We start from the raw sequence: 24722 nt of genomic DNA on the forward strand, positions 1-24722 counted from the left end.
CTCCTTTTTCAATAGCTGCTAGCGCTTATCAGACAAGCGCTACAGGCCAATTTTGCTTCAAACCGACAGCTGCGACCGCACATAGCCCGCCACCACTCCCAGCAACTGGTCCAGGTGCTGCTGCAGCGGCGCAAAGCCGGCGTTGGGCGCACGCGTGTCCTCGTCCATGTACACCGGGCGGCGGATCTCGATCTGCAGGCTGTGGCGCCCCAGGTGCGGCTGGCCGATGCGGCCGATCAGCTCCACACCCTTGTAGGGCTCGTTCAGCGCCACGCTGTAGCCAAAGCCGCGCAGCTGCTCGGCGATCAGGTGCACGAACTCGGGCGCGCAGGTGGTGCCGTCGCGGTCGCCCAGCACGAAATCGGCCAGCGGCGGCGCGTCCGTGCGGCCCAGGCGCCGGTACACGTCATTGGGCATCGAATGCAAATTCAGGTGCCACACGCGGCCAAAGCGCTGCACGCTCGCGTCGATCGCCTGCTGCAGCTGCGCATGGTAGGGGCGCCAGTAGCCCTCGATGCGCCGCTGCACCTCGGCCACCGTGCGCGCACGCGCATACAGCGGCGTGGCCACGCCGTCCTTGCTGATCTGCTGCCAGACCAGGCCCAGGCCCTGGCGCGTCTTGGGGCCGGGAGCGAGCGGCACGGGCCACGCGCCGTCGATCTGCGCGGGGTCCAGGTCCGTGTCGGCCCGGTTCACGTCGATGTAGGTGCGCGGGAAGGTCGCGGCGATCAGTGTGGCACCGTGCGCGGGCGCGGTATGCCAGAGGCGGTGCACGTGCGTGTCCTCGCCGCGACGCAGCAGCGCCAGCGGCACGGCGTGGCCGAAGTCTTCGGGATAGGCCGTGCCGCTGTGGGGCGAGTCGCACACCAGCGGCAGCGGCTGCCCCGTGGGTTGCCAGACCTCGACCGGAGTGTCCGGCCGGGGGCTCAGGTCGTCATGCAACGCTGTCAAAGGCGCACCATCAGTCCAGCTTGATGTTGGCGCGCTTGGCCACGGCCGTGTAGCGCGCGATGGCGGCGTCGATCTGCTTGGCAAACTGCGCGGGCGTGTTGGCCATGGATTCGCCGGAGATGCTCTTTTGCTTCTCCAGGTAGTCGGGCATGGCCATGGCCTTGTGCGCGGCGGCGTTCAGCTTGGCGATGATCTCCTTAGGCGTGCCCGCGGGCGCCACCAGGCCGAACCAGCCGCCGTCACCCATGCCGGCGTAGCCCAGCTCGGTGTAGGTGGGCACGTCGGGCAGCACGGGGCTACGCTTCAAGGCCAGCACGGCCAGCGGGCGCAGCTTGCCCGACTGGATGTTGGCCAGCGTGGAGGGCAGGTTGTCCGTCATCGCGTTGACCTGGCCGGCCAGTGCATCGGTCGCGGCCTGGCCCGCGCCCTTGTAGGGGATGTGCAGCAGGTCGATGCCCGCCAGGCTCATGAAGTTCTCGATGTTGGCATGCCCCAGCGAGCCCGTGCCTGGCGAGGCAAAGGTGTACTTGCCGGGGTTGGCCTTGGCCAGCGCCACGAACTCCTGCATGGTCTTGGCGGGCACGCTGGGGTGCACCACGAAGACGCTGGGCACGCTCATCACGTTGGTGATGGGGGCGAAGTCCTTCACCGCGTCATACGGCAGCTTGGCGTAGATGGCGGGGTTGGCGCCGTGGGTGCTCACCGTGGCCATGCCGATGGTGTAGCCGTCCGGTGCCGCCTTGGCGATGGCGTCGGCGCCGATGGAGCCGCCGGCTCCGCCCTTGTTGTCCACCACCACGGCCTTGCCCAGGATGGGGCCCATCTTGTCGGCCAGCAGGCGGGCCACCATGTCGGTGGAGCCGCCGGGCGCGAACGGCACGATCAGCTTGATGGGGCGGTTGGGGTAGTCGCCCGCCTGGGCGTGCGCCAGGGGTGCGAAAGCCGCAGCGGCGGCGCAGGCGGCCAGGGTGGACAGCAGGGTGCGGCGCAGTGCCATGGGGATCTCCTCGGTATTTGAATGAATGGGGGCAGCCCCATTCTTGAGCGCCCCCGCGTTTACGAAAAGCGACAAAATGGCGGCAATCCATTACCAACGCTCATCCATCAGCCATCCATGCGCATCCACTCGCCGTCGCTGCCCGAACTGCACGCCTTTGCCGTCGCGGCGCGGCTGGGCAGCTTCTCGCAGGCGGCCGACGAACTCAGCGTGACTCAGGGCGCCATCAGCCGCGCCATCGCCCGGCTGGAGGAGCACCTGGGCGTGGCGCTGTTCGCGCGCGAGGGCCGGCGCAGCGTGCTCACACGCGCGGGGGCCGACTACCTGCAGGCGGTGGGCCCGTCGATCGCCACCATCGAATCCGCCACGCTGGCCGTGCGCACGCGGCGCAACCCGCGCCAGTTGCGCCTGTCGGTCGCGCCCACGCTGTTCAGCCACTGGCTGATCCCGCGCCTGCCCGATTTCCACGCGCGCCACCCCGGCATCGCACTGTCGTTCGCACCCTACCGGCGCGACGACCCTTTGAGCGCGCCCGAGATCGATGCCTGGATCCGCGTGGGCCGCGCCGACTGGCCTGCGGGCATCGCGGCCGACTACCTGGTGGGGCGCGAGCTGGTACCCATCTGCCGCCCGGCCGACCTGCAGGGGCCCCAGGCCATCCGCGCACCGGCCGACCTGCTCGCGCGGCCGCTACTGTTCCACACGAATTACCCGGACAACTGGGCGCACTGGTTCGCCGGTGTGGGCTGTGTCCACGGGCCGCTCACGCCGGCGGCGGACTTCGAGTTGGTGTCGCTGCTGGTGCAGGCGGTGATCGCCGGCCTGGGCGTGGCGGTGGTGCAGCGCGCGCTGGTGGAGCCGGAGCTGGCCGCCGGGCGCATCGCCATCGCCATCGACCACCCCGTGCTGCTGGACCGCGGCTACCACCTGTGCATTCCGACGGGGCGCGCGCCCAATCCGGCCCTGGACGACCTGCGCGGCTGGCTGCTGGCGCAGGCGTGCGGACAGGGCGGGGGTTGAATCAGCCGCGCCAGGCGCGCAGCAACAACCACTGACTGGTGGCGCAGGCCGCCGCCAAGCCGGCGTAGGTGGCCATGCGGCCGTCGCGCCCCAGCAGCACCAACCCCGCCACGAGGACGCAACACCCCACTACAAAGTTGATAGCTATTGGCGCAATCCAGCCGTGCGCTCTGGCCAGTTTTCGCATAAAGACGTGGCTGCATGCCACCAGCAGCACGGCGACCGCCAGCGCGGGTGCGGTGAAGTTCAGTAGATGGTTGAGGGCGAGCAGCAGGTCCATGGAGTCATGATGCAGATCAAGCCATTGGCGCGGTGGCCTGCCTGAGTGCGCGGCGGATTTTATAATCCCACCCCATGGCAGTCTGGGCCCTCGGCATCAACCACCACACCGCTCCGCTTGATCTGCGGGGCCGGTTCGCGTTCGCCCTGGACCAGATCGCGCCCACGCTGCACGGGCTGCGCGATTCGCTGTCCAGCGCCTCGGGCCGCCACCCGGGCGTGGAGACAGCCATCATCTCCACCTGCAACCGCACCGAGATCTACTGCGCAGCCGAGGCCCCGGCGCTGGACCACACGCTGGACTGGCTGGCCCACAGCGGCGGTGTGAGCCCCGCGCTGCTGCGTTCGCACTCCTACAGCCTGGAAAACGGCCTCGTCGCCCGCCACGCCTTCCGCGTGGCCAGCGGGCTTGATTCCATGGTGCTGGGCGAGGCCCAGATCCTCGGCCAGATGAAGGACGCCGTGCGCGCCGCTGAAGGCGCAGGGGCGCTCGGCACCACGCTCAACCAGCTCTTTCAGCGCAGCTTTGCCGTGGCCAAGGAGGTGCGTACCAGCACCGACATCGGCGCGCACAGCATCAGCATGGCCGCCGCGGCCGTGCGGCTGGCCGGCCAGTTGTTCGAAGACCTGACGAAGATCCGCGTGCTGTTCGTGGGCGCGGGCGAGATGATCGAGCTGTGCACCACGCACTTCGCGGCCAAGACGCCCCAGCAGATCACGATCGCCAACCGCACGCTGGAGCGCGGAGAAAAGCTCGCCACGCGCTTTGGCGGCGAGGTCATGCGCCTGGCCGACCTGCCCGACCACCTGCACGAGTTCGACGCGGTCATCAGCTGCACCGCGAGCACGCTGCCCATCATTGGCCTGGGCGCCGTGGAGCGCGCGCTGAAAAAGCGCCGCCACCGCCCCATCTTCATGGTGGACCTGGCCGTGCCGCGCGACATCGAGCCCGAGGTCAAGCAGCTCGAAGACGTGTACCTGTACACCGTGGACGACCTGGCCAGCGTGGTACAGACGGCACAGGCGCATCGCCAGGCCGCCGTGGCGCAGGCCGAGGCCATCATCGACGCGGGCGTGCAGAGCTTCGTGCACTGGATGGAGCTGCGCAGCCCCGCCGCGCAGAACGGCGGCGTGGTGCCGCTGATCCAGCAACTCAACTCCCAGGCCGACGAATGGCGCGCCCTGGAGATCGCCCGCGCCAAGAAGCGCCTGGCCAAGGGCGAGGACATCGAGACCGTGCTTGAGGCGCTGTCGCGCGGCCTCACGCAAAAGATGCTGCACGGCACCATGGCCGAGCTGCGCGCGGGCGATGCCGAAGCGCGCGCCCAGACCGCACAGGCCGTCTCGCGCCTGTTCCTGCGCTCGCACAGCAAAAACGGGCTGTAGCGGCGCTCGCTCGCGCACCCCTGATTTCATAAGCCCCATCGGCCTACCGCGCTTACCAGACAAGCGCAAGCAGCTACCAAACTGGTAGCAAAACCCTTCTTTCACACCCCTTGATGAAACCCTTTCTCCGCAGCCAGCTGGAACGCTACGCGCAACGCCTGCAGGAACTCGACTTCCTGCTCTCGCGCGAAGACATCATGGCGGACATGCAGCAGTACCGCAGCATCTCGCGCGAGCACGCCGAGGTCACCCAGGTCGCGGGCCGCTACGCCCGCTACCAGCAGCGCGAGGCCGACCTGGCCGGCGCGCGCGAGATGCTGGAAGACCCCGACATGGCCGAGATGGCGCAGGAGGAAATCGACGCCGCAGAGACCGAACTCGTGCAGTTGGAGGACGAGCTGCAGCGCCTGCTGCTACCCAAAGACCCCGACGACGAGCGCAACGCCTTCATCGAAATCCGCGCCGGCACGGGCGGCGACGAATCCGCCCTGTTCGCGGGCGACCTGGCGCGCATGTACACGCGCTACGCCGCCACCGTGGGCTGGAAGGTCGAGGTCATGAGCGCCAACGAGAGCGAGATCGGCGGCTACAAGGAAGTGGTGCTGCGCATTGAGGGCCAGCCCGGGACGGGCCCCTCCGGTAGCGGTGTGTACGGCGCACTCAAGTTCGAGTCCGGCGGCCACCGCGTGCAGCGCGTGCCCGCCACCGAGACGCAGGGCCGAATCCACACCAGCGCCTGCACCGTGGCGGTGATGCCCGAGCCCGACGAGCACCAGGCCATCACGCTGAACCCGGCGGACCTGCGCATCGACACCTTCCGCGCCAGCGGCGCGGGCGGCCAGCACATCAACAAGACCGACTCGGCCGTGCGCGTGGTGCACTTGCCCACCGGCATCGTCGCCGAATGCCAGGACGGGCGCAGCCAGCACAGCAACAAGGCCAAGGCACTGCAGGTGCTGCAGGCGCGCATTCAAGAGAAAGAGCGCAGCGAGCGCGCCGCCAAGGAGGCCGCGCTGCGCAAGGGCCTGATCGGCAGCGGCGACCGCAGCGACCGCATCCGCACCTACAACTTTCCGCAGGGGCGCCTCACCGACCACCGCATCAACCTCACGCTGTACAAGCTGCTGGCCATCATGGAAGGTGACCTGGGCGAGGTGCTGCAGGCCCTGCAGCATGCGCGTGAAGCCGAACTGCTGGCCGAACTGGGTTTGGAGTGATTTTGGCCTCTAGCGCCCACACAGCAAGCGCCAACAGCTATCCATAGAGAAGCACCCATGCCTTCAATCACACTGGCCCAGGCGTTGGCCCAGGCCCAAGCCGCAGGGCTGGGGCGCATCGACGCGCAGATGCTGCTGCTGCATGTGCTGGGGCGTGCGCCGGCCGACCGCGCCTGGCTGCTGGCGCACGACGGCGACACGCTGCCCGCGGTGGCCATGGAGCAGTACGCCGCGCTGTGCGCGCGCCGGGCCAAGGGAGAACCCGTGGCCTACCTTCTTGGGCGCAAAGAGTTCTGGGGCCTGCCGCTGTCCGTGGACGCGCGCGTGCTGGACCCGCGCCCCGACACCGAGACACTGGTGGCCTGGACGCTGGAGGTGCTGGCCACCCGCACCGCGCCGCGCGTGGCCGATCTGGGCACGGGCAGCGGGGCCATCGCCCTGGCGCTGCAGCATGAGCGCCCCGACGCCCAGGTGCTGGCCGTGGACGCCAGCGCCGGCGCGCTGGCCGTCGCCCGCGCCAATGCCGGGCAGTTGGGCCTGCCCGTGCGCTTCATCCAAGGCAACTGGCTGCACGGGGTGGATGGTCCGTTCGATGCCATCGTGAGCAACCCGCCCTACATCCCCGCGCAGGACCCGCACCTGGCCGCGCTCACCCATGAGCCGCTGTCCGCGCTGGCCAGCGGCGCCGACGGCCTGGAGGACATCCGCACCATCGTGGCGCAGGCGCCTGCGCGGCTGGCACCTGGCGGCTGGCTGCTGCTGGAGCATGGCTGGGACCAGGCCGAGGCCGTGCAAGCGCTGCTGCGCGACGCAGGCTTTGACCAGGTGCAAAGCCGCCACGATCTGGCCGGCATAGCCCGATGCTCCGGCGGGTCAATGCCCGGCGGCGCCCCGCAGTGAAATAATCCCCCCATCGCCGCCCTGCCCCAGGGCGCCCCCCTTCAGGAGAACCCCATGAGCGACGTCCAGCAACGCATCGACCAACTGGTCAAGACCAACGACATTCTGCTGTTCATGAAAGGCAACGCCAGCTTTCCGATGTGCGGCTTCTCGGGCCGCGCCGTGCAGATCCTCAAGGCCTGCGGCGTGGACCCCAAGAATATCGCCACCGTGAACGTGCTGGACGACCAGGAAATCCGCCAGGGCATCAAGGACTACAGCCACTGGCCCACCATCCCCCAGCTCTACGTGAAGGGTGAGTTCATCGGTGGCTCGGACATCATGATGGAGATGTACGAGTCCGGTGAACTGCAGCAGGTGCTGGGCACCGGCGACGCCGCCTGAAGCGCCGCGTCCTGCCGCTAGTGGACCAACCGCCCTCTTCGGGCGGTTTTTTTATGTCTGCCGGCGCGCGCGGCGCCCCGCCACGCGGGCCCGCTACACTTGGCGGCACCTGGCCCCGTGTCTGCGTGCTTGGCACACCCCGCTGCACGACAGGCGCGCGGCATTGCATCCTCGCTCCATGCCTTTGTCCGAAAGCCTGATCGTCATCACCGCCCTCATCGGGGCCAGTGCCTTCTTCTCGCTGGCCGAGATTTCCCTTGCGGCATCGCGTCGCCTGCGGCTGCGCCAACTGGCCGACGAGGGCGACCACCGCGCCGACCGCGTGCTGCGGCTGCAGGAAAACCCGGGCGACTATTTCACCGCCGTGCAGATCGGCCAGAACGCCGTGGCCGTGCTGGGCGGCATCGTGGGCGAAGGCACCTTGAGCCCGCACTTCTCCGACTTCTTCGGTATGTGGCTGGGCGCATCGCATGCGCAGACGGCCGGTTTCCTGCTGTCATTCACCGTCATCACGTCGCTGTTCATCCTGTTTGCCGACCTGTTCCCCAAGCGCATGGGCATGGCGGAGCCCGAGCGCCTGGCGCTGCGCGTGGTGGCGCCCATGCAGGCCACCATGGCGCTGTTGCGGCCCGTGGTATGGCTGTACAGCCGCTGCGCGGACCTGCTGTTCCGCGTGCTGGGCATGAACGCGCTGCGCGACGACCGCGTCACCTCCGATGACATCCTGGCCATGATGGAAGCTGGCGCACGCGCCGGCGTACTGGCCGCGCGCGAGCAGCAGGTGATCGAGAATGTGTTCGAGCTGGATACGCGCAGCGTGGCGAGCAGCATGTCGCCGCGCGACCGCGTGGCTTATTTCCTGCGCGACGATCCCGACACGGTGATCCGCGCACGCATTGCGGCCGAGCCGTTTTCCACCTACCCCGTGTGCGAAGGCGACATCGACCACGTGGTCGGCTACGTGGACGCCAAGGACCTGTTCCAGCGCGTGCTGAACAACCAGCCCATCTCGCTGGCCGACGAGGGCCTGGTACGCAAGGTGCTCATCGTGCCGGACCGGCTGTCGCTGGCCGAAGTGCTGGAGCAGTTCCGCCAGGTGCATGAGGACTTCGCCGTCATCGTCAACGAGTACAGCCTGGTCGTGGGCGTGGTCACACTCAACGATGTGATGAGCACGGTGATGGGTGACCTGGTGGGCCCGGCGGATGAGGAGCAGATCGTGCGTCGCGACGAGAATTCCTGGCTCATCGACGGCACCACGCCCGTGTCCGACGTGCTGCACGCCCTGGGCCTGGACGAGCTGCCGCACGCCGATGAGTACGAGACCCTGGCGGGCTTTCTGATGGTGATGCTGCGCCGGGTGCCGCGCCGCACCGACAGCGTGACCTTCGGGGGCTACAAGTTCGAAGTGCTGGACGTGGACAGCTATCGCATCGACCAGGTGATGGTGTCAAGGCTGGAAGGCGCACCCAAACCAGTGCTGCCCGTTGAATAAGGGGCGGCGCTGCTGACAAGGGCCGCACCAGCCGGCGTGTGTGGCCATCCGCAAGACGCGGTATGGCCCGCTGGCCGACGGTAGATCAGGCGTCCGAAGTACGCTCCTGGAAGAACCAGTTGCGCTGCGCTGCGAACACGGCGCTCGGATACGGCGCCTTGCCCCGGCTGCCGTTGTAGCGGCCCAGCGCCATGTACAGGTCGCCCCGCTCGCGGTCGAGGTAGTGGCGCAGGATCACGCAGCCAAAGCGCAGGTTGGTCTGCATGTGGAACAGCTTGCCCGGGTCGCCGTCACCGATCACGCGGGTCCAAAACGGCATCACCTGCATATAGCCGCGCGCACCCACCGGAGAGACGGCGAACTTGCGGAATGCGCTCTCCACCTGGATCAGGCCCATGACCAGCGACACATCCAGCCCCGAGCGCTTGGACTCGTACCACACCGTCTGCAGGAAGTCGCGGCGCACTTCCCATTCGGGCTTGCGTCGGCGCAGGCGGTCGCTCATGGTGCCAAGCCAGCGCAGATACAGCAGGCGGGCCTCGGTGGAGGCAAATAGCGGCTCGGGCGGTGCCAGGTCTGCCACGGCGGAGCTGAGCGCGGTGCGCACGGAATCGATCAACGGCTCCTCCAGCTGGCTCCCCGCATGCACAGGTGCAGCCACGCCCAGCCATGCAGCCGGCCCCGCCGCCAGCGAAGCCAGGCAGGCGCGGCGCGACAGCCGGCCCTGCCGTTCGTCGGTCATTGGACCACCTACCGCCGCGTTCATGCTGCCAGCCGTTCCTTCACATGCGCCAGGATGTCCGCCACGCCCACTTTGGTGGCAGATGCATCGCGGCGGTGCTGGTATTCGACCTGCCCTTCCTTGAGGCTCTTGTCGCCAATGGTCACGCGATGGGGCACGCCGATCAGTTCCCAGTCGGCAAACATGGCGCCCGGGCGCTCGCCGCGATCGTCCAGGATCACGTCCACACCGGCGGCTAGCAGGTCGGCGTACAGCGACTCGGCCTGTGCCTTGACGGCTTCGCTGCGGTCCATGCCCACGGGGCAGATGACCACGGTGAACGGGGCGATGGCGTCGGGCCAGATGATGCCGCGCTCGTCATGGTTCTGCTCAATGGCCGCTGCCGGCAGGCGCGTGACGCCAATGCCGTAGCAGCCCATCTCGAAGAAGGCGGGCTTGCCGTCTTCGCCGAGGAAGGTGGCATTCATGGCTTGGGAATACTTGGTGCCGAGGTAGAACACGTGGCCGACTTCGATGCCGCGCTCGATGGCAAGTTCCCCCTGGCCGTCCGGCGACAGGTCGCCAGCCACCACATTGCGCAGGTCGGCCACCATGTCGGGCTCCGGCAGGTCGCGGCCCCAGTTCACGCCGGTGATGTGGTGACCTTCCTGGTTGGCTCCGCAGATCCAGTCGGCCATCACGGCCACGTCGCGGTCCACCACCAGCTTCACCGGCTTCTGCAGGTTCAGCGGGCCCAGGTAGCCCGGCTTGCAGCCAAAGTGGTCCGCGATCTCGGCCACGGTGGCAAAGCGGAAACCCGCGTCCAGGCCCGGCACCTTGGCCACCTTGATCTCGTTCATGTCGTGGTCGCCGCGCAGCAGCAGCAGCCAGACCTGGCTGCGGATGATCTCGCCCGCCGCATCGGTTTCGTCCGTGGCCAGCACCAGCGATTTCACCGTAGTGCTCAGCGGCACGCTCAGCAGTTCGGCCACGTCCGCGCAGGTGCTCTTGCCAGGCGTGGGTGTCACCGTCAGCGGCTGCTTAGCCGCGGGACGCGCGCCCGCGGGGGCCAGCGCTTCGGCCTTTTCCATGTTGGCCGCGTAATCGCTGGCGGGGCAGTAGACGATCGCGTCCTCACCCGTGGCGGCGATCACCTGGAACTCTTCGCTCAAGTCGCCGCCGATGGCGCCCGAATCCGCCGCCACGGCGCGGTAGCGCAGGCCGAAGCGGTCGAAGATGCGGCGATAGGCCTGCGCCATCACCTGGTAGCTCGCCTTGGCGCCGGCCTGGTCCCGGTCGAAGCTGTAGGCGTCCTTCATGATGAATTCGCGCCCGCGCATCAGCCCGAAGCGCGGGCGGCGTTCGTCGCGGAACTTGGTCTGGATCTGGTAGAGGTTCTTGGGCAGCTGCTTGTAGCTACGCAGTTCCTGGCGTGCGATGTCAGTGACCACTTCCTCGCTGGTGGGCTGGATCACGAAGTCACGCCCATGGCGGTCGTGAATACGCAGCAACTCGGGGCCCATCTTGTCGAAGCGCCCGGTCTCCTGCCACAGCTCGGCGGGCTGCACCACGGGCATGGTGCATTCCACGGCACCGGCGCGGTTCATCTCCTCGCGCACGATGGCTTCCACCTTGCGGATCACGCGCAGGCCCATGGGCATGTAGTTGTAAATCCCGGCACCCAACTTCTTGATGAGGCCTGCGCGCATCATGAGTTGGTGACTGACAACCTCGGCGTCGGCAGGCGCCTCTTTCAAGGTGGAAATGAAAAATTGGGAAGCTTTCATCGAACGGGCTTGACAACTGGGGCGGGTGCGCTTGCCGCACGCGAGGTAGCGTGCATAATGACCGCAGTTTTAAAAATTTGGGGTTAGATTATGCTCGACCGGGACGGATTCCGCCCAAATGTCGGCATCATCCTGCTCAACCAGAGAAACCAGGTATTCTGGGGCAAGCGCATACGCACCCATAGCTGGCAGTTCCCTCAAGGCGGCATCGACCGCGGAGAAACCCCCGAGCAGGCCATGTTCAGGGAACTGCACGAAGAGGTAGGACTGCTGCCGCCCCAGGTGCGTGTGATTGCCCGTACGCGGGACTGGTTGCGCTACGAGGTGCCAGACCGGTTCATCCGCCGCGATGCACGCGGACACTACAAGGGTCAGAAACAGATCTGGTACCTGCTGCAATTGCTGGGGCACGACTGGGACCTGAACCTGCGCGCCACCAACCATCCAGAGTTCGATGCCTGGCGCTGGAACGACTACTGGGTTCCGCTGGACGTGGTGGTCGAGTTCAAGCGAGGCGTATATGAGATGGCGCTGACTGAACTGGCGCGTTTTCTGCCGCGCCACGAACAGCGCAACCGCTATTTGCGCAGCGGCATGCGTACGCGCGAGCACGAAAGCAGCGGCCAAGCCTCGCTGCCCCGTACCAGTTCACTGTTGGTCAAGCCCGGGATGGAACTGCCTCCGGGCGCCAGCTTCGACCCTGACCCGCAAAACAGCGTGCCAGCGCCGTTGGAGGCGCTGCCTACCCTGCCCGTCCCCAAGAAACCACTGGACGCCTAGCGTGTGTAAGAAGGCACGCGTCCGCAAGACGCACCCTTCTTAAGCGTCATCGCGCGCCGAGCACCACCATGTTGTCGCGGTGAACCATCTCCGGTTCGGCCGCGTACCCCAGCAGGCGCTCAAACTCTGCGGAAGGCTTGCGGCACAGCAGGCGCGCCTCGGCGCTCGCATAGTTGGCGAGACCTCGGGCGATCTCTGTGCCGCCGGCGTCGCGCACCGCGATCACATCGCCGCGCACGAAGTCGCCCTCCACCGCCACCATGCCGATCGGCAGCAGGCTCTTGCCGTCTTCGCGCAGCTTGGCCGCCGCGCCAGCATCCACCGTCACGGAGCCGCGCAGTTGCAGGTGGTCCACCATCCACTGCTTGCGCGCCTGGTTCTTCTGCGTCTGCGCCACGAGCAACGTGCCGATCGATTCGCCCCGGGCCAGCCGCAGCAGCACGTCCGGCTCCCGCCCCCATGCGATGACGGTGGAAGCACCCGAGCCCGCCGCACGTTTGGCCGCGAGGATCTTGGTGATCATCCCGCCCTTGCCGATGCTGGAGCCCGCGCCGCCGGCCATCGCCTCCAGCGCCGCATCGCCAGCCTGTGCCTCGTGGACGAACTGCGCCTGCGGGTCGCGCCGCGGATCGGCGGTGTACAGCCCCTTCTGGTCGGTCAGGATCACCAGCGCGTCGGCTTCGACGAGGTTGGCGACGAGGGCCCCCAGAGTGTCGTTGTCACCGAACTTGATCTCGTCGGTGACTACGGTGTCGTTCTCATTGATCACCGGCACCACGCCCAGGCGCAGCAGCGTCAGCAGGGTGGAGCGGGCATTCAGGTAACGCTCGCGGTCCGCCAAGTCGGCATGGGTCAGCAGCACCTGCGCACTGCCCATGGAGTGCTCGCGCAGCTTGGTCTCGTACATCTGCGCCAGCCCCATCTGTCCCACGGCGGCAGCGGCCTGCAGTTCGTGGATCTCGCCGGGGCGGCTGCTCCAGCCCAGGCGCTTCATGCCTTCGGCGATCGCTCCGCTGGAGACCATGATGACCTCGCGCGGCTCGCCCCCCTGCCCCCGCACCAGCGCTGCCAGTTGGCGGCACCACTCCCCAATGGCCACCTCGTCAAGCCCCCGTCCCTCATTCGTGACGAGACTGGACCCTACCTTGACCACGATGCGACGCGCGTCGCGCAATACACTGGACACCATTTTTATAAGAAATTAGGCCCTAGCGCTTGTCAGGAAAGCGCCAACAGCTATAAATTAAATAGCAATCCTCGCATCACCCACGCGGTGGCTCACCAGCGAAGCGCGGGTCCACCTCAGCCGGCGCATTCTGCGCCAGCTGCTGGGCGTGCACGTGCTGGAAGATGGACTGCACCAGGGGCTCGCAGCCTTCGCGCGTCAGCGCGGAGATTTCGAACACGGGGCCCTTCCATTTGAAGCGCTTCACGAAGTCCTTCACCCGCGCAGCGCGCTCTTCGGATGGCACCATGTCCAGCTTGTTGAGGACCAGCCAGCGGGGCTTTTCATACAGTCCGGCATCGTATTTCTTCAGTTCGCCCACGATGGCCTTGGCCTGGGCCACCGGGTCCACCGCCTCGTCGAAGGGTGCCAGGTCCACCACGTGCAGCAGCAGCCGTGTGCGCTGCAGGTGGCGCAGGAACTGGTGCCCCAGGCCAGCGCCCTCGGAGGCGCCTTCGATCAGGCCGGGAATGTCGGCGACGACGAAGCTCTGCTCCGGCCCCACGCGTACTACGCCCAGGTTGGGGTGCAACGTCGTGAAAGGGTAGTCGGCAATCTTGGGCCGCGCGTTCGACACCGCCGCAATGAAAGTGGACTTACCGGCGTTCGGCATGCCCAGCAGGCCCACATCGGCCAGCACCTTCAGCTCCAGCTTGAGGTTGCGACGCTCGCCGGGCCAGCCGGGCGTCTTTTGCCGCGGCGCACGGTTGATCGCGCTCTTGAAACGCATGTTGCCAAAACCACCGTCGCCGCCCTTGGCGATGGTGATGACCTCGCCCGGCGTCAGCAGTTCGAACAGCACCTCGCCCGTGTCGGCGTCGCTGATGATGGTGCCCACGGGCATCTTGAGCGTGATATCGGAACCCGCGGCACCGAACATATCGGAGCCCTTGCCGTGCTCGCCGCGCTTGGCCTCGTGCCGGCGTGAATAACGGAAGTCCACCAACGTATTGAGATTGGGATCCGCCACGGCGAACACGTGCCCCCCGCGCCCGCCGTCTCCGCCGTCGGGCCCCCCGAACTCCTTGTATTTCTCGTGCCGGAACGAGACACAGCCGTTGCCACCGTCACCGGCGGCTACGTCAATAAAGGCTTCGTCGACGAACTTCATGGGTATCCAGTTTACAAAAAGCGCACCTCGGCGCCGGAGGGTGCGCAAAAGGGCGCCATCACGCATGCGCGCGGCTGCGCCAGGCGCTAAAAACAACAAAGCCCCGACGGGTCGGGGCTTTGTTGTCGCTTCAGCGGCGAAGGGCCTTAAGCAGGCGTCACGCTGACCGTGTGCTTGGACAGAGCGCCCTTCGTGCCGAACGACACGTGGCCATCCACCAGGGCAAACAGCGTGTGGTCCTTGCCCACGCCGACGTTCACGCCGGGATGGATGCGCGTGCCACGCTGGCGCACGATGATGGAACCCGCGCTGATCAGCTCACCACCGTAAGCCTTCACGCCGAGCATTTTGGGCTTGGAGTCGCGCCCGTTTCGCGTAGAGCCGCCGCCTTTTTTCTGTGCCATGAGATCAGCTCCCTGATTTAAGCAGCAATCGCCTGGATCTGCAGTTCGGTGAACTGCTGGCGATGGCCTTGACGTTTCTGATAGTGCTTGCGACGACGCATCTTGAAAATGCGCACTTTGTCGTGCTTGCCATGAGCCACGACCGTGGCCTTCACCGTTGCGCCGGACACCAGGGGCGTGCCAACCTTCAGTTCAGCGCCGTTGCCGACAGCCAGAACTTGGTCAATCACGATCTCCTGGCCTACTTCCGCAGCAATCTGTTCTACTTTGATTTTTTCGCCGGCAGCAACGCGATACTGCTTGCCACCGGTTTTTATGACCGCGTACATGTAAACCTCATCTGAGTTGGAGTTCTACGGACGGACTTCCGCAGAGCTGGCGATTCTAGCATGAGTCGTCAACCCCGCCTAGAGGCAGCAGCCTCCTGTGCTTCCCGCAGGCAGACAGCCCCGCCACCCTTCCTATAATCCTTCTTTCTTCTCCGCACCCGCACTCACCTTGGCCGCCAACTCCCCCAGCACCGCCGCCACCCTCGCCTTGATAGCCGACGACATGCAAGAGGTGGACAAGGTCATCGCATCCCGCCTGCAATCCGCCGTCCCGCTTGTCGGCGAAGTCGCCCGTTACATCATCTCCGCCGGCGGCAAGCGCCTGAGGCCGGCACTGCTTCTGCTGATGAGCGGCGCCCTCGGATATACCGGTTCGCAACGGTTCAATCTGGCGGCGGTAGTGGAATTCATTCACACGGCCACCTTGCTGCATGACGACGTGGTCGATGAATCTACGCTGCGGCGCGGGCGACCGACAGCCAATGAAAATTTTGGCAATCCCGCCAGCGTGCTTGTGGGTGACTTCCTGTACTCGCGCGCCTTCCAAATGATGGTGGAGACCAGTAGCCTGCGCGTGATGGAGATCCTGGCAGACGCGACCAATGTCATTGCCGAGGGCGAAGTACAGCAACTCATGAATACGCATGACGCGTCCCTGAGTGAATCAGGATATCTGAACGTCATACGTTCAAAAACGGCCAAGCTGTTCGAGGCCAGCGCGCGTCTCGCGGCCGTTCTGGCAGCCAGTCCGCCAGAAATAGAACACGCCTGCGCGAGCTACGGCCAGGCTCTGGGCACCGCGTTCCAAGTAATCGACGATGTGCTGGACTACGATGGAAATGCCCACGAAATGGGCAAGAATCTGGGCGACGATCTGCGGGAAGGAAAAGTCACCCTGCCGCTGATCATCGCTATGCAGCGAGGCAATACACAAGAGCAAGCATTGCTACGCAGCATCATCGAGACGGGAAGCACCGACGAACTATCCGCCGTCATTTCCATTATCAAAAAGACCGGCGCCTTGGATGCCACGCGCCAGGCTGCCGCCACACAGGCACAACTCGCGATGGATGCAGCGGCTCACTTACCAATCAATCCGCACTCCAAAGGTTTGCTACAATTGGCGGCTCAGCTGTTGGAGCGTCGAACTTAGCATCGGCGATCGCGGCAGAATCGGGGTGTAGCTTAGCCTGGTAGAGCGCTACGTTCGGGACGTAGAGGCCGGAGGTTCGAATCCTCTCACCCCGACCAGTTATTTTCATGCCCAAGCCCTGCATCGCGGGGCTTTTTTGCATCTGGACGCCGTCCGGTGCCAAGGAACCGCAGATCTTTAATGCGGTTGCCCTCGCAGAGCCCATGCTGCCCTTAAGCCGCCGGCTGGGCAAATGTCACTCACACAACGCTTGCGCCATTAAGCCTGTACACACCTTGGGCGATCGGCGATGATTGAAGAGTTTCCCTTCCTTCCATAAGAATCCGCTAGTTACATGGCTGCTATCGACACACAGAAAGAAGCTCAACCCATTGCCCTACCCGGACTGGCGCGCGCGTTGATGTCTGTGGGCAAATTGGATCAAAAAGCGGCGGAAGAGATTTACAAAAAGTCACAAAATAGCCGCAGTAGCTTTATTGCAGAGCTCACGGAATCGAAAATCATCACGCCAAGTGATCTGGCCCATACGGTATCCACCGTATTCGGTGCCCCCTTGCTAGATGTCGATGCGATCGACCGGCAGCGCATCCCCAAAGATCTGTTGGACGTCAAACTGTGCCAGTCCTATAAAGTCATCGCTCTCAGTAAGCGCAATAACCGGCTCATAGTCGCCACCGCGGATCCGACATTTCAAGAGGCCGCAGAAAAGATCAAGTTCACCACACAAATGGGGGTGGACTGGATCATCGCGGAATATGACAAACTGCTCCGCTTGATTGAAGCGAGCACGAAGAGCGGTACAGAAACGCTCGACGGCATTAACAGTAATAATGATTTTGAGTTCGGCGATATTCCCGTTGATGAAACTCCGGACGAGGACGCTGACAATCCCGCGGAAGTCGAGGATGCTCCCGTTGTCAAATTTCTGCACAAGATGCTGCTGGATGCTTTCAATATGCGTGCATCCGATCTGCATTTTGAGCCCTATGAGCACCATTACCGTGTCCGCTTCCGCATAGATGGCGAATTGCGCGAAATCGCATCGCCGCCTATTGCCATCAAGGAGAAGCTGGCCTCGCGCATCAAGGTGATCTCCCGCCTGGATATTTCGGAAAAACGCGTGCCCCAGGATGGCCGCATGAAGCTCAAGGTTGGGCCGGACCGGGTTATCGATTTCCGCGTCAGCACCCTGCCTACGCTCTTTGGCGAGAAGATCGTGATCCGTATTCTCGATCCGAGCAGCGCCAAGCTGGGTATTGACGCACTGGGATATGAGCCCGAGGAAAAGGAGCGTTTGCTGCAGGCCATCAACCGCCCTTATGGAATGATCCTGGTGACCGGACCCACGGGCTCCGGGAAGACCGTGTCGCTCTACACATGTCTCAATTTGTTGAACAAGCCCGGCGTCAATATTGCGACCGCTGAGGATCCCTCGGAAATCAACCTCCCGGGTGTGAACCAAGTCAACGTCAACGAAAAAGCCGGCCTCACGTTTGCCGTCGCGCTCAAGTCATTCCTTCGCCAAGATCCGGACATCATCATGGTGGGTGAAATCCGGGATCTGGAAACCGCAGACATTTCGATCAAAGCCGCGCAGACGGGTCACTTGGTGCTGTCCACCCTGCACACCAATGACGCCCCCACGACATTGACGCGCATGCGCAATATGGGCATCGCGCCCTTCAATATCGCATCCAGCGTGATTCTTATTACGGCGCAGCGACTGGCGCGTCGCTTGTGCCCCAATTGCAAGGCGCCCGTGGACATTCCGCATGAGACGCTGCTGGAGGCCGGCTACCGGGACGAGGAGATCGACGGCTCATGGGTTACCTACCGACCGGTGGGCTGCTCCGCCTGCAATAACGGATACAAGGGGCGCGTGGGCATTTACCAGGTCATGCCGGTGTCCGAAGAAATCCAGCGCATCATCCTGCGCGATGGAAGCGCGCTGGAAATTGCCGAACAGGCACGCCTGGAGGGCGTCCGTTCTCTGCGTGAATCCGGGCTTCACAAGGCAAAAATGGGATTGACCTCCTTGGAAGAGGTCTTGGCTGTCACCAACGAATAAACAAATCGAGAGAGAAAACAATGGCGACCGTTGCATCGAGGGGCATCAAGGACTTTGTCTTCGAGTGGGAGGGCAAGGATCGTAGCGGCAAGATCGTGCGCGGCGAAGTACGCGCTGCGGGAGAGAACCAGGTCAAGGCGACGCTGCGGCGGCAGGGCGTTCTGCCAACCAAGATCAAGAAGCGCCGGATGAGCGCGGGCAAAAAGATCAAGCCCAAAGACATCGCGCTGTTCACGCGCCAGATGGCCACGATGATGAAGGCCGGCGTTCCACTGCTTCAGGCATTTGATATCGTGGGCCGGGGTAATACCAATCCCAGTGTGACCAAGCTGCTCAACGATATCCGCGGCGATGTGGAGACAGGAACGTCCCTGAATGCCGCGTTCCGTAAATATCCGATGTACTTCGACAGCCTTTACTGCAACCTCGTAGAGGCCGGCGAAGCCGCCGGTATTCTGGAAGCGTTGCTCGACCGGCTGGCCCTGTACATGGAGAAGACCGAGGCCATCAAATCCAAGATCCGGTCGGCGCTGATGTATCCGATCTCGGTGATCATCGTTGCGTTTGTCGTGGTGACGATCATCATGATTTTCGTGATTCCCGCGTTCAAAGAGGTTTTCACCTCGTTCGGAGCCGACCTGCCCGCCCCTACCCTGTTCGTGATGGCCATCAGCGAATTCTTCGTGGCTTACTGGTGGCTGATATTCGGCGTCATCGGCGGGGGGTTCTACTTCTTCATGCAGGCCTGGAAGCGCAGCGAAAAAATGCAGCGTTTCATGGACCGTTTCCTGCTGAAAATGCCCATCTTCGGTGCATTGATCGACAAGTCCTGTGTTGCCCGTTGGACCCGCACCCTGTCGACCATGTTCGCTGCCGGTGTGCCATTGGTGGAGGCACTGGACTCGGTGGGCGGTGCATCGGGCAACTCGGTCTACGCCATCGCGACGGAGAAGATTCAGCAGGAAGTCTCCACAGGTACCAGCCTGACGGCCGCCATGGGGAATGCCAACGTGTTCCCTTCCATGGTGCTGCAGATGTGCGCGATCGGCGAGGAATCCGGCTCCATCGACCACATGCTGGGCAAGGCCGCCGACTTCTATGAAGCCGAGGTGGATGAAATGGTGGCCGGCCTGTCCAGCCTGATGGAGCCCATCATCATCGTGTTCCTGGGTACGCTGATCGGTGGCATCGTAGTGTCGATGTACCTTCCGATCTTCAAGCTCGGGCAAGTGGTTTGATGTCAGGCTCGCTAGCAGTGGACGCCGTGCTGGTGGGCGTCCTGGGGATGCTGATCGGAAGCTTTCTCAACGTCGTGATCCATCGCCTTCCGCGCATGATGGAACGACAATGGGCCGCAGAATGCCGGCAGTACGGGCAGGATGTAGGGCTGCTTTCCTCGGCGGCGCTTCCTGAGGCCGACAACGAGCCCCTCAGCCTGTCCAAGCCGCGTTCACGCTGCCCCTCCTGCGGCCACGCGATCCGCTGGTACGAGAACATTCCGGTCCTGAGCTATTTAGCCCTGCGAGGCCGGTGCGCGGGTTGCGGCACGCGCATCAGCCCCCGGTATCCGCTGGTAGAGCTGGCGACGGGTGCCTTGTTCTATGCATGCGCGCTCCGCTGGGGCTGGAGCCTCACGACCGCCGCGTGGTGCGGTTTCTCGGCCGCGCTGGTCACACTGGCATGCATCGACTGGGACACCACGCTTTTACCCGACGACATCACGCTGCCGTTGCTGTGGGCGGGCCTGCTTGCGGCCGTCTTGCGCTGGATTGAAGTGCAGCCCGTGGATGCCGTCATCGGCGCCGCAGCGGGCTACCTGTCCCTCTGGTCCGTGTACTGGGGGTTCAAGCTGGCCACAGGCAAGGAGGGCATGGGCTATGGCGACTTCAAACTGTTCGCCGCCCTGGGCGCCTGGTTTGGCTGGCAGGCGCTCGTGCCGATCATTCTGCTGGCCTCGGTCATCGGCGCCATCGTCGGCATCGCCATGAAGCTGGCCAGCACCCTGCGCGAAGGCAAGTACGTCCCCTTCGGCCCGTTCCTGGTGGGAGGAGGCATGGCCGCCATGCTGTGGGGCCCCGGGCGCATCATGCAGGCCGTCTTTTCCGTGCTGGGGCTCTAAGGTGGGCTCTCGGCAGGCCGGTCCCCGCCCGGTGAAACTGGGCGTGACGGGCGGCATCGGCAGCGGCAAAAGCACGGTGGCCGGCATGTTGCGACAGAACGGCGCGGCACTGATCGACGCCGATGCCATCGCCCGCTCGGTGACCGAGGCGGAAGGCGCCGCCATCGCGGCCCTGCGCGACGAGTTCGGGCCCGACTACATCACCGACGGCGCGCTGGACCGGGCACGCATGCGCACCCTCGTTTTCAGCGATCCCACGGCGAAGCAGCGCCTGGAAGCCATCGTTCACCCCTTCGTGGGACGCGAGATCGCACACGCTGCGGCACAGGCGCACCACGCGGGCCACGCACTCATCGTGTTCGACATTCCGCTGCTGACGGAGTCGCCCCGTTGGGCCCGGCAGCTGGACGCCGTCCTGGTCGTGGACTGCCGGGAGGAGACGCAGATTCAGCGTGTGCAGATGCGCAGCGGTCTGACCGCCGATGCCGTGCGCGCCATCATGGCCACACAGAGCCCACGCGCCACGCGCCGCGCGGCCGCCGACCTGTTGATCTACAACGACGGGTTGGCGCTGTCAGATTTGCAAACAAAGGCACGCGAGATCGCCGTATTCTTCGGGCTATGATGTGTTCGCACCGGCGTGGTGTGCAATGGTCTGCCGCAGCGCAGCGCTCGCACCCCGCCCCACACCGTGCGCACTCAGGAACCCCGTAGCGTGATCCTTTACGAATACCCTTTCAACGAACGCCTGAGAACCTATCTGCGGCTTGAGCAGCTGTTTCGCCGGCTGGGCGAGCTCATCGCGCGCCCGCATCCCCTGGACCATCACTATGCCCTCGTGACCATGTTCGAGGTCATGGACGTGGCGGCCCGCGCAGACCTCAAAGCCGACGTGCTCAAGGATCTGGAAAAGCACAAGCACCAGCTGGATGCCTATCGCGGCAACCCCTCCATCTCCGAGGAAGCCCTGGACGGCGTGATCGCCCAGCTCGACCAGTGCTTTGCCGCACTCAACGCGCAAACCGGCAAGGCCGGCCAGGCGTTGACCGAGAACGATTGGCTCATGAGCATTCGCAGCCGCGTGGGCATTCCCGGGGGCACCTGCGGCTTCGATCTGCCCGCCTACTACGCGTGGCAGCACCGTCCGCCCCAGGACCGCCAGCACGACCTGCACCACTGGGCCGCCACGCTGGGGCCGTTGGCAGAGTCCGTCTACGTGCTGCTGCGCCTGCTGCGTGATTCGGGGCTGCCGCAGAAAGTGGCGGCCGAGCGCGGGCAGTTCCAGCAGAACCTGCCCCAGGGCCGCACCTTCCAGCTGCTGCGCTTGGCAATCGACCCTGCACTGCAACTCATCCCGGAGATCAGCGGCAACCGCCTCATCGTTTCGGTGCGGCTGATGCGCCAGGAAGAAGGCGGCCGCTTGGTTCCCAGCACCGAGGACGCGGCATTTGAACTGACTCTGTGCGCCTGACACGACATGACCGGCACACCCTCCCGCTCCGACACACCTGCGCCCCAAGGCAAGCGAGTGCCTTGCCCGACCTGCGGCGGCCCGAGCCTGTACAGCCCGGCCAACCGCTTCCGCCCGTTTTGCAGTGAACGCTGCAAGCAGATCGATCTGGGGGCCTGGGCAGCCGAAGATTTCCGCATGCCGGCCGAGGCGCCGCCGGAGGATGCGGAGTTCGGCGATCCCAAGCGCCAGCCATGATATTTGAAGAAAAGGCTGCTAGCGCTTATCCAGCAAGCGCAAGCAGCTATGTATTTTGAAGCAATGTCTCACGCCAGCAGCGAAGCGTCGAAGACCTCGCCACGCTCCTCGGCCAGCCACTGCAGCACGGGATAGGCACCCGGCAGTACCGGCTTGACCTGCAGCGGCCAGTGCTGCCAGGCCATGGTCTGGCCCTCGCGCATTTCGAACGCACCGCTCCATTCGCGCACCTTGCACCAGTGCAGGCGCACGAGGGCATGCGGGTAGTCATGCTCGGTCACCTTCCAGGCCTCCACCGGGCCGATGGTCACGCCCAGTTCCTCGATGAGTTCGCGGCGCAACGCCTGCTCCACGGTTTCCCCGACTTCGATCTTGCCGCCTGGAAACTCCCAGTAGCCCGCATAGGGCTTGCCCGTGGGGCGGGTGGACAGCAGCATCGCCCCGTCCTCCCGCAGCAGAATGCCCACGGCGACCTCGGTGTGCTTGCGCTGTGGCGTGCTGGTCGATTCGCTCATGCGCCCTCGCCCTGCCGCCCTGCGAAATCCCGGGCAAATTGATAGGCCACGCGGCCGCTGCGCGAACCGCGCTCGAGCGCCCACACCAGCGCCTGCGGGCGCGCGGCCTCGATGGCTTGGGCGGGTACCCCCAGCGCAGCCAGCCACTGCGCCACGATGGCCAGGTACTCGTCCTGGCTGAACGGGTAGAAGCTCACCCACAGGCCGAAGCGCTCGGACAGGGAGATTTTTTCCTCCACCGCCTCGCCCGGATGGACCTCGCCGTCGTCGGTGTGGGTGTAGCCCAGATTCTCCTTCATGTATTCAGGGAGCAGATGGCGCCGGTTGCTGGTGGCATACACCAGCACATTGGGCGTGGCCGCGGCGACCGAGCCGTCCAGGATCGACTTAAGGGCCTTGTACCCGGCCTCTCCATCCTCAAAGCTCAGGTCATCGCAGTAAACGATGAACTTCTCGGGCCGGCCGGAGACCACGTCCACAATGTCGGGCAGATCCGTCAGGTCCGCCTTGTCCACCTCGATCAGACGCAGGCCCTGGGGTGCATAGCTGTTCAGGCATGCCTTGATGAGCGAGGACTTGCCCGTGCCGCGCGCACCGGTCAGCAGCACGTTGTTGGCGGGCTTGCCTTCGACGAACTGCTGGGTGTTGCGCTGGATCTTTTCTTTCTGCGCATCGATCTCCTTGAGATCGGACAGCTGCATGGCGGCCACATGGCGCACCGGCTCCAGCACACCATGGCCGCCGCTGCGTTTGCGGTAACGCCAGGCGATGGAGGCCGCCCAGTCCGGCGCCGACAATGGCTGCGGCAAGACCGCCTCGATACGGGAGATGAGCTGCTCCGCACGCGCGATCAGCTGGTCGAATTTATCAGTCATTTCCGGCTCTAGCGCCTATCTAACAAGCGCTGACAGCTATCAAAAGGGAAGCATTCAAGAGCGGTAATCCGCGTTGATGGTCACGTAGTCGTGGCTCAGGTCGCAGGTCCACACCGTGTCCACCGCCGCACCGCGGCCCAGCACCACGCGCACGGTGATCTCGCTTTGCTTCATCACGCGCTGGCCGTCTTCCTCGCGGTAGGCCGGATTGCGCCCGCCCTGCACGGCCACATGCACGTCGTCCAGGAACAGGTCGATCTTGGTCTGGTCCAGGTCCGCAATGCCTGCGTAGCCCACGGCCGCCAGGATGCGGCCCAGGTTCGGGTCGCTGGCAAAGAAGGCCGTCTTGACCAGCGGCGAATGCGCGATGGCATAGGCCACCTGCCGGCACTCTTCGCCCGTCTGGCCGCCCTCTACGCGCACCGTGATGAACTTGGTCGCGCCCTCGCCATCGCGCACGATGGCCTGTGCCAGCTTTTGCGCCACTTCCAGCAACGCGGCCTTGAGCGCACGGCCCTCGGCGCTGTCGAGCGAGGTGATGGGCGCGTGCCGCGCCTTGTGCGTGGCCATCAGCACGAACGAGTCGTTGGTGCTGGTGTCGCCGTCGATGGTCACGCGGTTGAAGGACTGGTCCGCCAGCTCGCGCACGAGCGGGCGCAGCAACTCGGGCGCGATGCAGGCATCCGTGGCCAGGAAGCCCAACATGGTCGCCATGTTGGGGCGGATCATGCCCGCGCCCTTGGAGATGCCGGTAATGGTCACTGTTGCACCGCCCAACTGCACCTGCGTGCTGAACGCCTTGGGCAGCGTGTCGGTGGTCATGATGCCTTCGGCCGCGCGCGCCCAGTGGCCGGGCTGTGCATCGGCCAGCGCGGCGGGCAGCGCGGCTGCAATGCGCTCGTGCGGCAGCGGCTCCATGATGACGCCGGTGGAAAACGGCAGCACCTGGCTGGCCGCCAGACCCAGGTGGCCAGCCAGTGCCTCGCAGGTGGCGCGCGCACGCGCGAGGCCGTCTGCGCCCGTACCGGCGTTGGCGTTGCCCGTGTTCACCACCATGGCGCGAATCGCCTGGCCGCCGTCCAGATGCTCACGGCACACCTGTACCGGCGCGGCGCAGAAACGGTTCTGCGTGAACACGCCCGCGACGGTGGTGCCTTCGTCCAGCAGGAACACGGTCAGGTCTTTGCGCTGCGCCTTGCGCACACCGGCTTCGGTCACGCCGATGCGCACGCCGGCCACGGGGTGCAAATCCGATGCAAGAGGAGCGGAGAGATTCACGGGCATGCGTCGTATTCCTT

The 24722-nt window shown here is 65.0% G+C and carries 26 protein-coding genes and 1 tRNA gene; 15 read left to right on the forward strand and 12 right to left on the reverse strand.

The window, feature by feature from the left end; all coding sequences use genetic code 11:
* Nucleotides 1-57: 57 nt before the first annotated feature.
* Together BA022_RS11055 and BA022_RS11060 are read right to left on the reverse strand one after the other, a co-directional pair.
* On the reverse strand, nucleotides 58-951 hold the full coding sequence (locus BA022_RS11055; RefSeq protein WP_148665170.1) for an N-formylglutamate amidohydrolase: 894 nt from the start codon (nucleotides 949-951) through the stop codon (nucleotides 58-60).
* Nucleotides 952-961: 10 nt separating this feature from the next.
* Nucleotides 962-1948 carry a tripartite tricarboxylate transporter substrate binding protein BugE gene (locus BA022_RS11060; protein WP_088887528.1) on the reverse strand — a complete coding sequence of 329 codons (987 nt, stop codon included), beginning with the start codon at nucleotides 1946-1948 and terminating at the stop codon, nucleotides 962-964.
* 117 nt (nucleotides 1949-2065) lie between these two features.
* Between BA022_RS11060 and BA022_RS11065 the strand changes: the two genes are divergently transcribed.
* Nucleotides 2066-2968: a LysR substrate-binding domain-containing protein gene (locus tag BA022_RS11065; RefSeq protein ID WP_088887529.1), complete on the forward strand. Its 903-nt coding sequence runs from the start codon at nucleotides 2066-2068 to the stop codon at nucleotides 2966-2968.
* A gap of 1 nt (nucleotide 2969) precedes the next feature.
* On the opposite strand, the gene BA022_RS11070 is transcribed toward BA022_RS11065, so the two are convergent.
* Nucleotides 2970-3248 carry a hypothetical protein gene (locus tag BA022_RS11070; protein WP_012655762.1) on the reverse strand — a complete coding sequence of 93 codons (279 nt, stop codon included), beginning with the start codon at nucleotides 3246-3248 and terminating at the stop codon, nucleotides 2970-2972.
* A gap of 74 nt (nucleotides 3249-3322) precedes the next feature.
* Between BA022_RS11070 and hemA the strand changes: the two genes are divergently transcribed.
* From hemA to paeA, 5 genes are all read left to right on the forward strand, one after another.
* The gene (gene hemA, locus BA022_RS11075; protein WP_012655761.1) at nucleotides 3323-4633 is read left to right on the forward strand and encodes a glutamyl-tRNA reductase; all 1311 of its coding nucleotides are present in this window, start codon (nucleotides 3323-3325) and stop codon (nucleotides 4631-4633) included.
* Nucleotides 4634-4746: 113 nt separating this feature from the next.
* Nucleotides 4747-5850, forward strand: coding sequence for a peptide chain release factor 1 (gene prfA, locus BA022_RS11080; protein ID WP_088887530.1), 1104 nt, complete (start codon nucleotides 4747-4749; stop codon nucleotides 5848-5850).
* A 57-nt stretch (nucleotides 5851-5907) separates the two neighbouring features.
* A complete protein-coding gene (prmC, locus tag BA022_RS11085; RefSeq protein WP_088887531.1) occupies nucleotides 5908-6750 on the forward strand; it encodes a peptide chain release factor N(5)-glutamine methyltransferase in 843 nt (280 codons plus the stop codon).
* A gap of 54 nt (nucleotides 6751-6804) precedes the next feature.
* Nucleotides 6805-7134, forward strand: coding sequence for a Grx4 family monothiol glutaredoxin (gene grxD / locus BA022_RS11090; RefSeq protein ID WP_011804293.1), 330 nt, complete (start codon nucleotides 6805-6807; stop codon nucleotides 7132-7134).
* A 178-nt stretch (nucleotides 7135-7312) separates the two neighbouring features.
* Entirely contained in the window at nucleotides 7313-8629 is a 1317-nt protein-coding gene (paeA, locus tag BA022_RS11095; protein ID WP_088887532.1) for a polyamine export protein PaeA, read from the forward strand.
* 85 nt (nucleotides 8630-8714) lie between these two features.
* On the opposite strand, the gene BA022_RS11100 is transcribed toward paeA, so the two are convergent.
* Nucleotides 8715-9371 (reverse strand): lytic transglycosylase domain-containing protein, encoded by a 657-nt coding sequence (locus BA022_RS11100; RefSeq protein WP_088887533.1) that lies wholly within the window; start codon nucleotides 9369-9371, stop codon nucleotides 8715-8717.
* Between the two features lie 20 nt (nucleotides 9372-9391).
* Nucleotides 9392-11137, reverse strand: coding sequence for a proline--tRNA ligase (locus tag BA022_RS11105; RefSeq protein ID WP_088887534.1), 1746 nt, complete (start codon nucleotides 11135-11137; stop codon nucleotides 9392-9394).
* Nucleotides 11138-11227: 90 nt separating this feature from the next.
* On the opposite strand from BA022_RS11105, the gene BA022_RS11110 reads away from it, so the two are divergent.
* Nucleotides 11228-11917, forward strand: a complete 690-nt coding sequence (locus BA022_RS11110; protein WP_011804289.1) for an RNA pyrophosphohydrolase — start codon at nucleotides 11228-11230, stop codon at nucleotides 11915-11917.
* Nucleotides 11918-11963: 46 nt separating this feature from the next.
* Here BA022_RS11110 and proB read toward each other — a convergent pair whose 3' ends face one another.
* From proB to rplU, 4 genes are all read right to left on the reverse strand, one after another.
* Nucleotides 11964-13106 carry a glutamate 5-kinase gene (proB, locus tag BA022_RS11115; RefSeq protein ID WP_047349967.1) on the reverse strand — a complete coding sequence of 381 codons (1143 nt, stop codon included), beginning with the start codon at nucleotides 13104-13106 and terminating at the stop codon, nucleotides 11964-11966.
* Between the two features lie 73 nt (nucleotides 13107-13179).
* The gene (cgtA, locus tag BA022_RS11120) at nucleotides 13180-14253 is read right to left on the reverse strand and encodes an Obg family GTPase CgtA (RefSeq protein ID WP_012655754.1); all 1074 of its coding nucleotides are present in this window, start codon (nucleotides 14251-14253) and stop codon (nucleotides 13180-13182) included.
* 146 nt (nucleotides 14254-14399) lie between these two features.
* Nucleotides 14400-14657 (reverse strand): 50S ribosomal protein L27, encoded by a 258-nt coding sequence (gene rpmA, locus BA022_RS11125; RefSeq protein ID WP_011804286.1) that lies wholly within the window; start codon nucleotides 14655-14657, stop codon nucleotides 14400-14402.
* Nucleotides 14658-14674: 17 nt separating this feature from the next.
* Nucleotides 14675-14986 (reverse strand): 50S ribosomal protein L21, encoded by a 312-nt coding sequence (rplU, locus tag BA022_RS11130; RefSeq protein ID WP_012655753.1) that lies wholly within the window; start codon nucleotides 14984-14986, stop codon nucleotides 14675-14677.
* A 169-nt stretch (nucleotides 14987-15155) separates the two neighbouring features.
* On the opposite strand from rplU, the gene BA022_RS11135 reads away from it, so the two are divergent.
* The 8 genes from BA022_RS11135 (at nucleotide 15156) to BA022_RS11170 (ending at nucleotide 22034) form a co-directional block, all read left to right on the forward strand.
* A complete protein-coding gene (locus tag BA022_RS11135; protein WP_187305962.1) occupies nucleotides 15156-16139 on the forward strand; it encodes a polyprenyl synthetase family protein in 984 nt (327 codons plus the stop codon).
* 21 nt (nucleotides 16140-16160) lie between these two features.
* Nucleotides 16161-16237, forward strand: a tRNA-Pro gene (locus tag BA022_RS11140).
* Nucleotides 16238-16473: 236 nt separating this feature from the next.
* The gene (pilB, locus tag BA022_RS11145) at nucleotides 16474-18207 is read left to right on the forward strand and encodes a type IV-A pilus assembly ATPase PilB (protein WP_088887535.1); all 1734 of its coding nucleotides are present in this window, start codon (nucleotides 16474-16476) and stop codon (nucleotides 18205-18207) included.
* Nucleotides 18208-18227: 20 nt separating this feature from the next.
* Entirely contained in the window at nucleotides 18228-19445 is a 1218-nt protein-coding gene (locus BA022_RS11150) for a type II secretion system F family protein (RefSeq protein WP_088887536.1), read from the forward strand.
* A complete protein-coding gene (locus BA022_RS11155; protein ID WP_088887537.1) occupies nucleotides 19445-20326 on the forward strand; it encodes a prepilin peptidase in 882 nt (293 codons plus the stop codon). Before BA022_RS11150 ends, BA022_RS11155 begins: the two co-directional genes overlap by 1 nt.
* Nucleotides 20327-20357: 31 nt before the next feature.
* Complete coding sequence (coaE, locus tag BA022_RS11160; protein ID WP_228403569.1) at nucleotides 20358-20951, forward strand: dephospho-CoA kinase; 594 nt, start codon at nucleotides 20358-20360, stop codon at nucleotides 20949-20951.
* Nucleotides 20952-21041: 90 nt separating this feature from the next.
* Nucleotides 21042-21797 carry a cell division protein ZapD gene (gene zapD / locus BA022_RS11165; protein WP_012655747.1) on the forward strand — a complete coding sequence of 252 codons (756 nt, stop codon included), beginning with the start codon at nucleotides 21042-21044 and terminating at the stop codon, nucleotides 21795-21797.
* 6 nt (nucleotides 21798-21803) lie between these two features.
* Nucleotides 21804-22034, forward strand: coding sequence for a DNA gyrase inhibitor YacG (locus tag BA022_RS11170; RefSeq protein ID WP_011804249.1), 231 nt, complete (start codon nucleotides 21804-21806; stop codon nucleotides 22032-22034).
* Between the two features lie 68 nt (nucleotides 22035-22102).
* Here BA022_RS11170 and BA022_RS11175 read toward each other — a convergent pair whose 3' ends face one another.
* The 3 genes from BA022_RS11175 to argJ are packed head-to-tail and all read right to left on the reverse strand — an operon-like array spanning nucleotide 22103 to nucleotide 24708.
* The gene (locus BA022_RS11175; RefSeq protein ID WP_088887539.1) at nucleotides 22103-22549 is read right to left on the reverse strand and encodes an NUDIX domain-containing protein; all 447 of its coding nucleotides are present in this window, start codon (nucleotides 22547-22549) and stop codon (nucleotides 22103-22105) included.
* Entirely contained in the window at nucleotides 22546-23424 is an 879-nt protein-coding gene (locus tag BA022_RS11180; RefSeq protein ID WP_012655745.1) for an ATP-binding protein, read from the reverse strand. Before BA022_RS11180 ends, BA022_RS11175 begins: the two co-directional genes overlap by 4 nt.
* A gap of 54 nt (nucleotides 23425-23478) precedes the next feature.
* On the reverse strand, nucleotides 23479-24708 hold the full coding sequence (argJ, locus tag BA022_RS11185; RefSeq protein WP_088887540.1) for a bifunctional glutamate N-acetyltransferase/amino-acid acetyltransferase ArgJ: 1230 nt from the start codon (nucleotides 24706-24708) through the stop codon (nucleotides 23479-23481).
* Nucleotides 24709-24722 lie beyond the last annotated feature (14 nt).

The organism is Diaphorobacter nitroreducens (assembly GCF_002214645.1).
Taxonomy (GTDB): Bacteria; Pseudomonadota; Gammaproteobacteria; order Burkholderiales; family Burkholderiaceae_C; genus Diaphorobacter; species Diaphorobacter nitroreducens.

What these genes read in the sequence shown, in the direction of transcription:
- BA022_RS11060 (WP_088887528.1), bottom strand. Translation starts at nt 1,948, where the DNA reads ATGGCACTGCGCCGCACCCTGCTGTCCACCCTGGCCGCCTGCGCCGCC.
- BA022_RS11065 (WP_088887529.1), top strand. Translation starts at nt 2,066, where the DNA reads ATGCGCATCCACTCGCCGTCGCTGCCCGAACTGCACGCCTTTGCCGTC.
- BA022_RS11070 (WP_012655762.1), bottom strand. Translation starts at nt 3,248, where the DNA reads ATGGACCTGCTGCTCGCCCTCAACCATCTACTGAACTTCACCGCACCC.
- hemA (WP_012655761.1), top strand. Translation starts at nt 3,323, where the DNA reads ATGGCAGTCTGGGCCCTCGGCATCAACCACCACACCGCTCCGCTTGAT.
- prfA (WP_088887530.1), top strand. Translation starts at nt 4,747, where the DNA reads ATGAAACCCTTTCTCCGCAGCCAGCTGGAACGCTACGCGCAACGCCTG.
- prmC (WP_088887531.1), top strand. Translation starts at nt 5,908, where the DNA reads ATGCCTTCAATCACACTGGCCCAGGCGTTGGCCCAGGCCCAAGCCGCA.
- grxD (WP_011804293.1), top strand. Translation starts at nt 6,805, where the DNA reads ATGAGCGACGTCCAGCAACGCATCGACCAACTGGTCAAGACCAACGAC.
- paeA (WP_088887532.1), top strand. Translation starts at nt 7,313, where the DNA reads ATGCCTTTGTCCGAAAGCCTGATCGTCATCACCGCCCTCATCGGGGCC.
- BA022_RS11100 (WP_088887533.1), bottom strand. Translation starts at nt 9,371, where the DNA reads ATGACCGACGAACGGCAGGGCCGGCTGTCGCGCCGCGCCTGCCTGGCT.
- BA022_RS11105 (WP_088887534.1), bottom strand. Translation starts at nt 11,137, where the DNA reads ATGAAAGCTTCCCAATTTTTCATTTCCACCTTGAAAGAGGCGCCTGCC.
- BA022_RS11110 (WP_011804289.1), top strand. Translation starts at nt 11,228, where the DNA reads ATGCTCGACCGGGACGGATTCCGCCCAAATGTCGGCATCATCCTGCTC.
- proB (WP_047349967.1), bottom strand. Translation starts at nt 13,106, where the DNA reads ATGGTGTCCAGTGTATTGCGCGACGCGCGTCGCATCGTGGTCAAGGTA.
- cgtA (WP_012655754.1), bottom strand. Translation starts at nt 14,253, where the DNA reads ATGAAGTTCGTCGACGAAGCCTTTATTGACGTAGCCGCCGGTGACGGT.
- rpmA (WP_011804286.1), bottom strand. Translation starts at nt 14,657, where the DNA reads ATGGCACAGAAAAAAGGCGGCGGCTCTACGCGAAACGGGCGCGACTCC.
- rplU (WP_012655753.1), bottom strand. Translation starts at nt 14,986, where the DNA reads ATGTACGCGGTCATAAAAACCGGTGGCAAGCAGTATCGCGTTGCTGCC.
- pilB (WP_088887535.1), top strand. Translation starts at nt 16,474, where the DNA reads ATGGCTGCTATCGACACACAGAAAGAAGCTCAACCCATTGCCCTACCC.
- BA022_RS11150 (WP_088887536.1), top strand. Translation starts at nt 18,228, where the DNA reads ATGGCGACCGTTGCATCGAGGGGCATCAAGGACTTTGTCTTCGAGTGG.
- BA022_RS11155 (WP_088887537.1), top strand. Translation starts at nt 19,445, where the DNA reads ATGTCAGGCTCGCTAGCAGTGGACGCCGTGCTGGTGGGCGTCCTGGGG.
- BA022_RS11170 (WP_011804249.1), top strand. Translation starts at nt 21,804, where the DNA reads ATGACCGGCACACCCTCCCGCTCCGACACACCTGCGCCCCAAGGCAAG.
- BA022_RS11175 (WP_088887539.1), bottom strand. Translation starts at nt 22,549, where the DNA reads ATGAGCGAATCGACCAGCACGCCACAGCGCAAGCACACCGAGGTCGCC.
- BA022_RS11180 (WP_012655745.1), bottom strand. Translation starts at nt 23,424, where the DNA reads ATGACTGATAAATTCGACCAGCTGATCGCGCGTGCGGAGCAGCTCATC.
- argJ (WP_088887540.1), bottom strand. Translation starts at nt 24,708, where the DNA reads ATGCCCGTGAATCTCTCCGCTCCTCTTGCATCGGATTTGCACCCCGTG.